Here is a 13,283-nt window from a genome sequence, read left to right as displayed (position 1 = left end):
TTATCCCTCGTCGCCGTTGGCAAAGGCCAAAAGCGCGTCATGCGCGTCGGTGTCTTCGATCTGCTCCGGCGGATGTTTGAACAGGAAGGCGCTTGCCGCGGCCACCGGCCCGGCCATGCCACGATCCCGCGCAATACGCGCACACCGGATCGCCGTCAGCGCCTCGGCTGCTGCATTCGGGCTGTCCTCGACATCCAGACGGAGTTCGATGTTGGTCCGTGCGCCGCCAAACAGACGCCCTTCAAGACGCACATAGGCCACCTTGCGGTCATTCAACCACGGCACATAGTCCGACGGGCCAATGCGGATGTCATCCGTCGGCAGCCGTTCTTCCATCACCGCCTGAACCGCTTCGGTCTTGCTTTCGCGCTTGCTGGCCAGACGATCATGTTCCGTCATGTTCAGAAAATCGGTATTGCCACCCACGTTCAGCTGATAGGTGCGGTCGATCTGAACACCGCGCATCTCGGCAAGGTTGGCAAGCGTCCGGTGCACGATGGTAGCGCCAAGCTGCGCCTTGAAATCGTCGCCGACGCAGGGAATGCCCGCCTTGGTGAACTTCTCGGCCCAGACCGGGTTGGAGACGATGAATACCGGGATGCCGTTCACGATCGACACGCCCGCTTCAAGCGCGCAACCGGCCCAAAACTCCACCGCCTTCTGTGATCCCACCGGCAGGAAGATGATCAGAACCTCGACACCTTTCTCTCGCAGCAGGTCGATGATCTCGTCCCGTGCCATCTCAGGTGCATCCGACAGGCGGAAACTCCGGTCTTCGGGCTTGGACAGCATATGCGCCGCGACGCCATCCAGATCCGGCGCGCGATAGACCAGCGCCTGTTGATCCGAGACCTCGGTATGGAACTGTTCGGTACAGTTGGGGGCGGCAAAGGCCGCTTCGCCCAGCGTCTTGCCGACCTTGCGTTTGTCCACATCGAATCCGGCAACCAGCTCGACATCGGCAGGCGTGTAACCGCCCAGGTTCGGAAAGCTCACCCCGATGGCGGCATCGCCCTTGGCGCGGCAATAACTTACCCCCTGGATCAGCGAGCTGGCACAGTTGCCGACACCTACAATTGCGGTGCGGATGGAGGTCTTGGTCGTCGTGTTCATCAGTGAATTTCTCCGCCGGATACGGAAATCATATGGGTTACAAATTGCCCCGCATCCTTGTCATGGGTCACAAGGCGCAGGCGCTCAACTTTCGGGATCATCCCGCTTTCGTCGAGATCGAGAAAGCCGTAAATCAGGCGGTAGTCCCGCCCCTCGATCCGGCTCCAGAGGGCCGCGTCATTCGGTCCGTTTTGCCTGAGTTCGGCAGGCAGGTCGGGCAAAGCGGCAAAACGTGCCGACCATCGCCCGGCCTCACGTTTCCTGCGGGCCGAAATGCCATACGCAAAGACACGCTCGTAAACAAAAAGGTCGCGCTTTTGCCCTTCTTCGGCATACCTGCGCCAATAGGCCGTCAGGGGCCGACGCCCCAGATTCCCGGCGCCGTCATATCGCGCGGCATAGACCACGGTATTGGGGTTCATTGACCTCTGGATAAAGAAAACCTGCCCGCGATCCTTGGGCATCGGCCAAGTCCGCCGCACTTTCGGCAGCCGCTTGCTCGGGATCGACTCGACCACGCTCAGTTTCGGTCCCGCGTGCCCTTGGGTCGCGCCGAACCCCGCGATCGTGGCACCGGACATCAAGCCAAGCGCGGTGCGGCGTGTAAGGGACTGGCGCGATGTCATTCAGTTACTCCGCGCTGATCGCCGTTTGTTGCGATGCCCGGAAATCGGCAAGCGCCAATGCAACCGCGTTGATAACCCTCTCAAGGTCGGCCTTTTCATGTGCTGCCGAGATAAAGAACCGGATACGTGGCGCATCCTTCGGCACACCCACGTGAACGACAGGCGGCGCATAGATCCCCTGCTGCATGAGACACCCGGCGACATAGACGCATTCGTCCGGAGTATCGAACAGCACCGGCACCACCGCTTCGCCAATGGCTTCGCCGGTATCAAGCCCCGCAGCATGTGCCATGTTCAGGAACGTCCGGGAATTGTCACGCAGCTGCGCAACCCGCTCTGGTTCGCGGCGCAGGATACCAAGAGCCGCCTGCGCACAGGCCACCGTCGCGGGGGCCAGCCCCACGGAGAAGACGAACCCGGGCAGGGTAAACCGCAGCCATTCGATCACCCGTTCATTCGCGGCCACGAACCCGCCCGACGACCCAAAGGTCTTTGACAGGGTGCCCACGGCCAGTTCGATACGGTTGGGGTCGATCCCGAAATGCTCGCACAGTCCGCGACCCGTCGCCCCAAGCACCCCGTAGGAATGCGCTTCGTCCAGCAACAGCCAGGCGTCGTGCCTTTCCTTGATCTCAAGAAGCCTGGGCAGGTCGGTGATGTCGCCATCCATCGAAAACAACCCGTCGGTGGCGATCAACACGCGGCCAAAATGCGCGCGCTGTTCGTCCAGCAGGGCCGCAAGGGCATCAAGATCGTTGTGCGGATAGGTCAGAAAGGTGCACTTCGCAGCCTTGCACCCCATGATGATCGAATTGTGGGCAAGCTCGTCCGCGATCACCAGATCACGGCCGCCAACCATATGCTGGATAAGCGAAATATTGGTGAGATAGCCGGAAATGATCGATAGCACACCGCCTACGCCAAGGAACTCGGCAAGGTCTTTTTCAAACGCCCTGTGCGTGCTGCGTTCACCACCCACAAGCCGCGATCCGCCCGCGCCGGTCCCGAACGTGTCATAGGCCGCCTTGGCCGCGCCAACCGTCTCCGGATGGTGCATGAGGCCGAGATAGTCATAGTGCGACATGCTCAGAAAGCCCTCGGGCCACGGCCCGCCTTCTTCCTCAAGCGTGTCTGTGGGGACAAAATAAGGGTGGTTGCCGTCGTCGACGAGCGCACTGCCGGCCAACCGGAAACGGCGCTCCACATAGGTCAAGAAACTGCCACAGTCAGACGACATCACTTCCTCCGCCCTAACTGTTGGGCCAAAACGTTTGAAAACAACCCCTTCCAAACCGTTCTAGCCCACAAGACTCGCGCGAGGAAAGGCTTTTTCGTGATTGATCCGGAAACAGTACTGTTTGGATAATCCCCTTTTGATGCTTTTTGTGGCATTGCGGTGGGGCGAATTTCACGGGCTATCCAAACCGGATGCCAAGCCATTGATCGTACTGCAATCTTCATCATTATGGGGTGGCCTGATCAAAAGAAAATGGGTCAAATGTGATTGTTGGCCGCGCAAAGGCAACCGATTGCTAAAGCAAGAAGTCAGCTTGAAAACTCTTTAGCGCAGTTCACCAATAGATAACAGGGAAGTGAGGCATTGACGCCAAAACGTCACAGCGGCGTTACGTCGAAAGGGTTCAAGCGACTTGCCTGTCGACTGTCAAACATGCTTCACTCGCTTTGTTGTCAGGGACAGATTGAATCAAGAAAAAATGATCTGCCCTGTAGGGAGTGTCCCGCAAAGGCGGGTTTAGGGGAAAACGCGTGACGGCATTATTGAAGGTTGAGGGGCTTACCATCGGTTTCGGCAAGTCGGCCCCCGTTGTCGAAGACGTGAGCTTTTCCGTCGAACCGGGTGAAACACTGGCCCTTGTTGGCGAATCCGGTTCGGGCAAAACCCTGAGCTGCCGCTCCGCCCTGCGTATCTTGCCCGCCGCCGCGCAAATCCGGGCCGGTTCGATCACGCTGAACGGTCAGAACGGCCCCGTTGATATCCTCGCCCAGTCCGAGCGGCGCATGTGTGACATCCGCGGCAACCAGATTTCGATGATCTTCCAAGAGCCGATGCGCTCGCTCTCGCCGTTGCATCGCATCGGCAATCAGGTGATCGAGGTCCTGCGCCTGCATGGCACTGCCAAGGGGCAGGGCGCCCGCAAGCGGGTTCTGGAAACCTTCGAACGTGTTGGCTTTGTCGACCCCGAGCGCATCTTTCGCTCCTACCCCTTCGAATTGTCCGGCGGTATGCGCCAGCGCGCGATGATCGCAATGGCGATTGTCGGCAAACCCGACCTTCTTATCGCGGATGAACCGACAACCGCCCTGGATGTGACCACGCAGGCACAGGTTCTGGGCCTGATCAAGGACATCCAGAAAGATACGGGCATGTCCGTTGTCCTCGTGACCCACGATCTTGGCGTTGTTGCCAACATGGCCGACAGCGTTTGCGTGATGAATCGTGGCCGGGTCATGGAGGCAGGGACCGCGCAGCAAATCCTGGGCGATCCACAACACGGCTACACCCGTCATCTGTTCGCGGCGGCGCCGCAGATCCCCGAGGGCTGTGCCCTAGATACGCAAGAGCCGGAAAAGGACATGATCCTCGAGATGAAGGACGTCACCAAGACGTTCACGCTCAAGGGATCGGCGCCCTGGCATCCCAAGACCCATGTTCATGCTGTGCGTGGCATCGAATTTGGTGTCGAGCGCGGCAAGACGCTGGCTGTCGTCGGCGAAAGCGGCTCGGGCAAGACGACCTGCGCCCGCATTGCGCTGGGCGCGGAAATTGCCGATCCGGGTGCGCAGGTTCTGTTCCGTGCCGAAAAGGGCGCCGATCCGGTGAACCTGCAAGAGCTTGATCGCGCCGGTCGCCTTGCTTTCCAGCGCAAGGCACAGATGGTGTTTCAGGATCCCTACTCGACCCTGAACCCCCGGATGCGCGTCAAGGATGCCCTGTGCGAACCAATGGATATTCACGGTATCGGGTCCGCCTCAGAACGCCTCGACCGCGCGGCAGAGATGCTGAACTGGGTGGGCCTCTCCGAGAACATGCTGACCCGTTATCCACACGCCTTTTCCGGCGGACAGCGCCAGCGCCTCTCAATTGCCCGCGCCCTGATGCTTGGGCCGACATTCCTTGTGTGCGACGAACCCACCTCCGCGCTGGATGTGTCAGTACAGGAACAGGTACTGCAACTACTCGAGGAAATCCGCGACCGTCTCAACCTCAGCTACCTGTTCATCTCGCATGACCTCGCCGTCGTGGCGCGGATCGCGGATGATGTTGCGGTGATGCGTGCGGGGCTGGTGGTGGAACAGGGGCCGCCCGAAAGCCTCTTTTTCGACCCCAAACATCCCTACACCAAGGCGTTGCTCGCGGCCCAGCCCGAGCCCGACATCAAACGCCCGATCGATCTCAATGTTGTGGCACAGGGGGCCGGAGAGCCCTCGTCCTGGCCCGAAGCCTTCCGCTTTGATGGTGCCAACGTGCCACCTCTCAACGAAACAAGCCCCGGACATAAGGTGCGCTGCCATGTTTAACCGTCTTCTTTCCTCTCTCGCCGCCATTGCGCTCACCGCGACAACAGCTTTGGCAGGCGTCAATGAAAGCAACTTCTGGAAGGCTGAAGTGGACGCAGGCAATCTGCCACCCGCCGCGGAACGTGTGCCGTCCGACCCGCTTGTTGTTGATCTCAAGGCCAAGGGGCGCACCATCGGGAAACAGGGGGGCACCCTGCGCACGCTCGTGACCCGCAGCAAGGACATCCGCCAGATGGTTGTCTACGGCTACGCGCGTCTTGCCGGCTATGACGAAACCTACGAGATCAAGCCGGACATCCTCGCGGCCATCGACATCGAAGACAGCCGCAAGTTCACCCTGCGTCTGAGGCCGGGGCACAAGTGGTCAGACGGCCACCCCTTCACCTCCGAGGATTTCCGCTACTGGTGGGAAGACGTTGCCAACAACCCCGCGCTGTCGCCCTCCGGCCCGCAGGATTTCCTGCGCGTGGAAGGCGAATTGCCAACCGTGACCTTCCCGGACGAGACCACCGTGATCTACGAATGGTCCAAACCCAACCCGCTGTTCCTTCAGGCCCTCGCCGAGGCCCGCCCACCGTTCATCTATCGCCCGGCGCATTTCCTGAAGCCGTTTCACGAGAAATATGCCGACATGGCAAGCCTTGAGGCCCTGCTGGAGGAAAAGCGGGTGCGCTCCTGGGCGGCGCTGCACAACAAGTCGGACAACATGTACAAGTTCGACAATCCGGCCCTGCCGACGCTACAGCCCTGGATTCTCGCCACCAAGGACGGCAAGAGCCGCTTCCTCTTCGTGCGCAACCCCTACTATCACCGCATTGATACCAAGGGGACCCAGCTGCCCTATATCGACGTCGTCGAAATGAATGTGGTCTCCGGTGGTCTCGTGGCGGCCAAGGCCAATGCCGGCGAAGTTGATCTTCAGGCCCGCGGTCTTGATTTCAAGGACGTTGCGATCCTCAAGAAAGGCGAAAAGACGGGCGGCTACAAAACGCTTCTCTGGGGGCAGGGCAATGCCTCGCAAATCGCCATCTACCCCAACCTGAACTACAACGACGAAGGCTGGCGCAACACGCTGCGCGACGTGCGTTTCCGCCGTGCCCTATCGCTGGCGATCGACCGGCGCATCATCAACAAGGCGCTCTACTTCGGTCTGGGCAAAGAGGGCGCGATGACCATGCTGCCCGAAAGCCCGTTCCACAAGCCGGAAAACCTCGCCGCGTGGTCGGCCTACGACGTGGCACAGGCCAATGCGCTGCTCGATGACATGGGCCTGACCGAACGCGACGCCGAAGGTATCCGCCTTATGCCCGATGGTCGTCCGGTCTGGGTTGTCATCGAAACCGCTGGCGAACGTCAGGAAGTTGAAAACGCGCTTCAGATCATCACAGACAACTGGCGTGACATCGGCGTCAAACTGATCATGCGCCCGCTCGAACGGGACATCCTGCGCAACCGCGTCTACGCGGGCGAAACCATGATGGCGGTCTGGTTCGGATGGGACAATGGTCTGGCCCAGCCCTATACCTCGCCCACCTATGCCGTTCCGCAGCAGCAGGAATTCTTCGCATGGCCCAAGTGGGGGCAGTATTACCAAACCCGCGGTGAAGCCGGAGAGCCCGTCGACATGGACGCCCCCAAACGCCTGATGGAACTGGCAGAGAACTGGCGCACCGCCACCGACGATGCGGGACGCACGGCGGCCTGGCAGGAGATTGTCGATATCCACGCCGATCAGGTTTACGGCATCGGTATCCTCGCCGGTGGCCGTCAGCCCGTCGTGGTGAACAACGCCGTGAAAAATGTACCGCTCAAGGCCATCTGGGCCTGGTCGCCGGGGTCGCATTTCGGGGTGCACCGTCCCGACGAATACTGGCTGGACCGGTAAGGAGACCCCTGAATGGCCCTTCTGCGCTTTGCGTTCTTTCGGCTTCTGACCATGCTGGCGACATTGCTGGTGGTGTCGGTGCTGATCTTCGTGATCATCAACCTGCCCCCCGGCGATTACCTGTCGAACCAGATCAACGAGCTGCGCGCGACGGGCCAGTCTGCCGGCGTCGCCAAGGCCGAGTTCCTGCGCAAGGAGTTCGCGCTGGATCGCCCGTTGTGGGAACAATACATGATCTGGATGGGGTTCGCCCCCGGTCCGCATGGTTATGCCGGGATGTTACAGGGTGAATTCGGCTGGTCGTTCGAATTCGACCGCCCGGTTTCCGAACTGGTGGGTGGCGCGCTCTGGCTGACGGTTCTGGTCAACCTCGCCGCGGTGATCTTTGTCTATGCCGTGGCGCTGCCGCTTGGCGTTCTGGCTGCGGCCCGCGCAAAAACATGGGTCGATTACACCTCTGCCTTTGTCGGCTACCTTGGCCTTGCGACGCCGAACTTCCTTCTGGCGCTGATCCTCTTCTATTACGGCAACCGCTATCTCAACCTGCCCATCGGCGGTCTCATGGCGCCCGAATTCGAAGGCCAGCCCATGAGTTTCGAAAAGATGAAGTCGGTTCTCATCCACATGATCATTCCAACCTTCGTGATCGGCACGTCCGGTGCGGCCGCGATGATGCAGCGTCTGCGGGCCAACCTTCTGGACGAGCTCGGCAAACCCTACGTCGAGACCGCCCGCGCCAAGGGCATGCCCGAAAGCCGGATGCTGGTGAAATATCCCCTGCGCGTAGCCTTCAACCCCTTCGTTGCCGACATCGGCACGCTGTTGCCCGCGCTGGTTTCGGGTTCGGTTCTGGTCTCGGTGGTGCTGGGCCTGCAAACCATCGGCCCCGTGCTGCTCACTGCGCTCAAGTCGCAGGACCAGTTCCTCTCGGCCTTTGTCCTGATGTTCGTCGCCCTTCTGACCCTGATCGGTACGCTGATCTCGGACCTGCTTCTCGCGCTGCTTGATCCGCGCATCCGCTTTGGAGGACGTTCGGCATGACCCAGCTTCCCGACGGTCGTTACATCGACGACGCCCCCTATGATCCGAACAGCGGTATCGAAGAGCGCAGCGCCGAACTAGATATGTCCAACACCCGGCTGATCTGGCTGCGGTTCAAGGAACACAAGCTCGGTCTCTTCTCGGCCCTGTTCCTGCTGTTTTCCTACCTGATGCTGCCCTTCGCGGGGTTCATCTCGCCCTACACGGCGAACGAGCGGCATCCCGACCACCTCTACGCCCCGCCGCAAGCGGTGCATTTCATCCACGAGGGCGAATTTGTTGGACCCTTCGTCTATCCGCTCGTGGCCGAGATGGATCTCGAAACCTTTGCGTGGAAGTACATCCCGGACACCGCGTCACCCGCACCGCTCGAATTCTTTTGCGAAGGCTCGCACTACAAGCTGGCCGGGTTGATCAAAACCAACACGCACCTGTTCTGCGCACCGGAAGGGGCCACTCTGTTCCTTTTCGGGGCTGACCGGCTTGGCCGCGATGTGTTCTCGCGCATCCTCTATGGTGCTCAGCTGTCGCTGACCGTGGGTCTTGTCGGGATCACCGTGTCCTTTGTCATCGGCATCGTGCTGGGCTCCATCGCGGGTTATTTCGGCGGTATCCTCGACTGGGGCATCAACCGCGTCATTGAAATCCTGCGCTCCCTGCCTGAATTGCCTCTCTGGCTGGCGCTATCTGCCGCAGTGCCCTCGCACTGGGGGCCGGTTGCGGTGTTCTTCATCATCTCGATCATCCTTGGCATTCTTGATTGGCCGGGCCTCGCCCGTGCCGTGCGATCCAAGTTCCTGTCGCTGCGCGAAGAAGAATTCGTGCGCGCCGCTGAAATGATGGGCGCACGGCCCAGCCGCGTCATCCGCAAGCACCTGCTGCCGAACTTCCTCAGCCACCTCATCGCCAGCGCCACCCTGTCGATACCGGCGATGATCCTTGGCGAAACGGCCCTGTCATTCCTTGGTCTTGGCCTGCGCGCCCCGGCCGTAAGCTGGGGGGTCATGCTCAATGACGCCCAGAACCTCGCCTCCATCGAAATCTATCCCTGGACAGCCATTCCCATGCTGCCCATCGTGATCGTGGTTCTGGCCTTCAACTTCTTCGGGGATGGCCTGCGCGACGCGCTCGATCCGAACCGCAGCTAAGGCAGCAACCAACACCCCAAACGAAAGATGCCCCGGACAATGTCCGGGGCATTCGTTTTTCAGACGATTGGTTTCGCGTTACCGGTCATCCATCGGGGCGCTCTGACCTTCCAGCGCCTCGTCGTCGATGGCGCCCTGTACCGCCCCTGCAATCGCTTCTTTCTGCTTCTCGTTCAGCGGCTCTTTCGGTTCATCCGCAAGGCGCACGGTCACTTCGCGGTGGGCGAACTTGATGCCTTCGCGCTCGAACAGATCGCGGATTTCCTGGAAGACACGTTTGCGCACCATCCACTGATCCCCCGGCTTGGTCATGAACTTCACCCGGATGATCATCGCCGAATCCTGCATCTCGATCACACCCTGGCTTTTCAGCGGCTGGATGAAATCCTTACCGATAACCGGATCATCCAGCAGGCTGATCCCCAGCTTCTTGATCAGCTTGCGCACGCGTTCCACGTCGGTGTCATATGTCACGCGCAGCGGTAGCTTCATGATCACCCAGTCACGCGAAAAGTTCGTCAGGTGGGTGATTTCACCAAAGGGCACCGTGTGCAGCGGCCCAAGGTGGTGGCGCAGCTGGAACGAACGTACCGAGATTTTCTCGACCGTCCCTTTCACGCTGCCAATGTCGATGTACTCGCCCTTGCGGAACGCATCGTCGAACAGGAAGAACGCGCCCGAGAAAATATCCCGCACAAGGGTCTGTGCGCCGAAACCGATCGCCAGGCCAACAACACCGGCACCGGCGAACAGCGGGCTGACGTTCACACCCAGTTCCATCAGCGCAATCAGCACGATGGTGACGGTGATCACCACAAGGATGAAATTGCGGAACAGCGGCAGCAGGGTCGCCAGGCGAGAAGCACTGGACGCGCCACCCTCGTCACCAAGCTCGGCCTCTTCCGGCTGATCCCCCTGTTCTTCGCGGATCTTGGTATCAACCCAGATCCGGAAGGCATGGAACACGATATATCCAAGGAACAGGATCACGATCACATCAATCGCGCGTCCCGAAAAATCATCACTGTCCATGATGTTTTCGCCGTTCCAGATATTGATGCAGGCGACGAGACCCGCCACCATCGCCAGAATCCCCGAGATACGCCGCGCGAGATCTTCGAAGGTGTTCATCTTCTTCGAGTTCAGCTCTTCAAGCTGCTCCTCGATTTCGGCCACCTCGTCCTGAACTTCCGCGTCTTCACCATCCTCTTCCGCAGCCGCGGCCAGTTCCTCGGCAGCTTCGTTCAGCTCTCGGATGGCGCGGGCACGCTGGAAATAGCGTTCGATGCCATAGTTGATCGTGGCGTAGACCACGATGATTGACATAAGGATCATGTAGGCACCGGCGATCAGCGGGATCGAGACCGGCAGTTCCAGCACCAGCTGGAAGTTCAGACGCGCCCAGCCGATGACCATGTAGACCAGCATGAAAGGTGCCCACAGCTGGCTGGCAAGACGTGTGGCAAGCGTCACGTCGTCGAGATCGCGCCCATTCCGGATCGCGTTCGAAATGGCGACGCGGTTGGCAAAGATCATGCTGATGTTCAGCAACAGAAGCGCCGTGTTCAGACCCACCGACATGATTGCAAACACATCGTAGTTCAGTCCCAGCTCTTTCAGCCAGATGCCAAAGAACGCCGTGCAGATGTCGAACATCGCCACGAAGAACAGCCAGTTGTGCAACTTGCGCGCATCGTGGGTTGAAAACGCGGGAATGCGGTACTGATCAAGGTAGGGTGACAGGATCATCCGCCAGACCAGTGACACCACGCGCACCAGCATGTAGGCGGCCGTCACCGTCAGATAGGTGAATTCGATCGCGGTATCGTCCGTCGAGCCAAAGACCAGGAAGCTCACCAGAATAGCGACGGCCACCGAAACGCAGATGCCGATACAACCAGCCACAAAGCGATAGACAAGGAACGGCAGTTTGCCCGAATACCCTTCCGGATTTTCCTTGATGCGCGGCACCACGAAATTGATGGCAAACCGTTTGCCGTACACCTCGCGTTCGAACAGGATACCAATCGCGAGGAACCCAAGCGTCCAGATAACCGTCTCGAAAAAGGCCCAGATTTGGCCTGTCGGGCTCGAGGCGCGCAGGATGAACTCGACTTCGTTGATGGCGGCGGGCAGGGCGCTCAGCCGCTGGGCAAACGTCTCCCGGAAACTCTTGACCCGCATCTGGGCTTTCATGAGCTGGGAGCCGTCGCTCTCTTCGGCTTCCGCTTCCGTCTCACCGGCTTCCTCAGAGGCGCCTATCATGTTGCCGGAACCATCCAGCACGATCACGCTCATGCCATTGTCGGCAGCCTGTTGGAGAATATCACTTACTTCGCCGCTGACCTCCGTTCCCTGCGCCATCCCGATTTGCGGGGTCTGCGCAAGGAAAAGTACAGTCAGAACAAGAACCAGAAATCGGAGTACCATCGAGAAAGCCTTCTGCCGCGTTACAGCCAAGATGTAGCGCAGAAACCCGCGCCACGTAAACGTTCGGGTTTATCCGCGCCGCCAAGCCCGGGGAATCTGTTGTCTTTGTGTCCTTAGCCGGTGCTTTCTGCGCCTTTAGGGGTGACATTTCCCGTGGTTTTCGTTAGCGCAAGTGCGGATGAAGAAGACGCGGCCTTGGCCGCTGGGCGAGGATCCGTGACAATCGCACCAAAAGAGAAAATCGCAGTCCTTGGTCTTGGCTACGTGGGGCTGCCTTTGGCCCTGGCCCTGTCCAGAAACGGCTTCGGCGTGATCGGCTTTGATACCCACGACGGTCATGTCGCCGCGCTGCGCAACGGCGAAGATCGCAACGGCGAGGTCTCGACCGAGTCGATGCAGGCCGCCAACGTGCTCTATACGTCGAACCCCGCCGATCTTGCTGACGCGACGGTCTACGTGATCGCCGTGCCGACCCCGATCAGCGACGCACGCAAACCTGACCTTGGGCCGATCCACAGCGCCTGCAACAGCATTGCGCCATACCTGTCCAAGGGCGACCTGGTCATCCTTGAATCCACCGTCTATCCCGGCGTGACGGAAGACGTCTGCGGTCCCGCGCTTGCCGTCGGCAGCGGGCTACGGGCCTACGAAGACTTCAAACTCGCCTATTCGCCCGAACGCGTGAACCCCGGTGATGCGGAACATTCGCTCGAGTCCGTCATCAAGGTGGTCGCCGCGCAGGATGATGAAACCCTCGACCGTGTCGAGGCGATCTACGCGCCGGTCGTCAAGGCGGGCCTCCATCGGGCCAGTTCGATCAAGACCGCCGAGGCGGCCAAGGTCATCGAAAACACCCAGCGCGACCTCAATATCGCATTGGTCAACGAATTCGCCCTGATCTTCTCCCGCCTTGGCCTCGATACGCTCGAGGTTCTCGAGGCTGCGGGAACCAAGTGGAACTTCCTGCCGTTCAAGCCGGGTCTTGTCGGCGGGCACTGTATCGGTGTCGATCCCTACTACCTGACCTATCGCGCCGAACAGCTGGGCTATCATCCCGAAGTGATCCTCGCAGGACGCCGCATCAACGATCACATGGGCCGTCACGTTGCCCAGGAGATGATCAAGGCGATGCTGGCACGCAAGGAAAACCCGGCCCGTTCGCGCGTGCTCATCATGGGGTTCACCTTCAAGGAAAACTGCGCCGACACGCGCAACACCCGCGTCGCCGACATCGCGGAAGAGCTGCAATCCTACTCAGCAGAGGTCGATATCTGGGATCCGTGGGTCAGTGCCGAAGTGATGCAGGAAGAATATGGCCTCACCCCGGTTGAGACACCGGAACAAGGGGCGTATGACGGAATCATTGTTGCCGTTTCCCATTCCGAATTCGTGACCATGGGAGCCGAGGCAATAAGAGCACTCGGAAAGCCGGGCGCGATCCTGTACGATATCAAAGGGGTGCTTGCGAAGTCCGAGTCGGATTTGCGACTGTGATCTCGC

At 60.0% G+C, this 13,283-nt stretch carries 9 protein-coding genes; 5 read left to right on the top strand and 4 right to left on the bottom strand.

Annotated features, from left to right (window positions below; translation table 11 throughout):
• From NNA36_RS10625 to NNA36_RS10615, 3 genes are read right to left on the bottom strand one after another with little or no spacing between them, the layout of a single operon-like run.
• A complete protein-coding gene (locus NNA36_RS10625) occupies positions 1-1,113 on the bottom strand; it encodes an inositol-3-phosphate synthase (protein WP_255106999.1) in 1,113 nt (370 codons plus the stop codon).
• Positions 1,113-1,739 carry a DUF4833 domain-containing protein gene (locus NNA36_RS10620; protein WP_255106998.1) on the bottom strand — a complete coding sequence of 209 codons (627 nt, stop codon included), beginning with the start codon at positions 1,737-1,739 and terminating at the stop codon, positions 1,113-1,115. Before NNA36_RS10620 ends, NNA36_RS10625 begins: the two co-directional genes overlap by 1 nt.
• Positions 1,740-1,743: 4 nt before the next feature.
• Positions 1,744-2,976, bottom strand: coding sequence for an aminotransferase class I/II-fold pyridoxal phosphate-dependent enzyme (locus NNA36_RS10615; RefSeq protein WP_255106997.1), 1,233 nt, complete (start codon positions 2,974-2,976; stop codon positions 1,744-1,746).
• Between the two features lie 530 nt (positions 2,977-3,506).
• Here NNA36_RS10615 and NNA36_RS10610 point away from each other — a divergent pair.
• Genes NNA36_RS10610 through NNA36_RS10595 form a run of 4 tightly spaced genes read left to right on the top strand, consistent with a single transcriptional unit; the run spans position 3,507 to position 9,353 of the window.
• Entirely contained in the window at positions 3,507-5,279 is a 1,773-nt protein-coding gene (locus NNA36_RS10610) for an ABC transporter ATP-binding protein (RefSeq protein ID WP_255106996.1), read from the top strand.
• Positions 5,272-7,164, top strand: a complete 1,893-nt coding sequence (locus NNA36_RS10605; RefSeq protein WP_255106995.1) for an ABC transporter substrate-binding protein — start codon at positions 5,272-5,274, stop codon at positions 7,162-7,164. The genes NNA36_RS10610 and NNA36_RS10605 overlap by 8 nt, the downstream gene beginning before the upstream one ends.
• 12 nt (positions 7,165-7,176) lie before the next feature.
• A complete protein-coding gene (locus tag NNA36_RS10600) occupies positions 7,177-8,205 on the top strand; it encodes an ABC transporter permease (protein WP_255106994.1) in 1,029 nt (342 codons plus the stop codon).
• Positions 8,202-9,353, top strand: a complete 1,152-nt coding sequence (locus NNA36_RS10595; RefSeq protein WP_255106993.1) for an ABC transporter permease — start codon at positions 8,202-8,204, stop codon at positions 9,351-9,353. The genes NNA36_RS10600 and NNA36_RS10595 overlap by 4 nt, the downstream gene beginning before the upstream one ends.
• A gap of 78 nt (positions 9,354-9,431) precedes the next feature.
• Here the strand turns inward: NNA36_RS10595 and NNA36_RS10590 are convergent, their stop codons facing one another.
• On the bottom strand, positions 9,432-11,783 hold the full coding sequence (locus tag NNA36_RS10590; RefSeq protein ID WP_255106992.1) for a mechanosensitive ion channel family protein: 2,352 nt from the start codon (positions 11,781-11,783) through the stop codon (positions 9,432-9,434).
• Positions 11,784-12,005: 222 nt separating this feature from the next.
• On the opposite strand from NNA36_RS10590, the gene NNA36_RS10585 reads away from it, so the two are divergent.
• Complete coding sequence (locus tag NNA36_RS10585; protein WP_369681659.1) at positions 12,006-13,277, top strand: nucleotide sugar dehydrogenase; 1,272 nt, start codon at positions 12,006-12,008, stop codon at positions 13,275-13,277.
• Positions 13,278-13,283: the final 6 nt, after the last annotated feature.

Origin of the sequence: Shimia sp. CNT1-13L.2 (assembly GCF_024331145.1) — a bacterium.
GTDB lineage: Bacteria > Pseudomonadota > Alphaproteobacteria > Rhodobacterales > Rhodobacteraceae > Shimia.
This window is presented reverse-complemented; position numbering and strand designations above follow the sequence as displayed.

Coding starts and splice junctions, on each gene's coding strand:
- NNA36_RS10620 (WP_255106998.1), bottom strand. CDS start 1,739: ATGACATCGCGCCAGTCCCTTACACGCCGCACCGCGCTTGGCTTGATG.
- NNA36_RS10590 (WP_255106992.1), bottom strand. CDS start 11,783: ATGGTACTCCGATTTCTGGTTCTTGTTCTGACTGTACTTTTCCTTGCG.
- NNA36_RS10595 (WP_255106993.1), top strand. CDS start 8,202: ATGACCCAGCTTCCCGACGGTCGTTACATCGACGACGCCCCCTATGAT.
- NNA36_RS10600 (WP_255106994.1), top strand. CDS start 7,177: ATGGCCCTTCTGCGCTTTGCGTTCTTTCGGCTTCTGACCATGCTGGCG.
- NNA36_RS10605 (WP_255106995.1), top strand. CDS start 5,272: ATGTTTAACCGTCTTCTTTCCTCTCTCGCCGCCATTGCGCTCACCGCG.
- NNA36_RS10625 (WP_255106999.1), bottom strand. CDS start 1,113: ATGAACACGACGACCAAGACCTCCATCCGCACCGCAATTGTAGGTGTC.
- NNA36_RS10615 (WP_255106997.1), bottom strand. CDS start 2,976: ATGTCGTCTGACTGTGGCAGTTTCTTGACCTATGTGGAGCGCCGTTTC.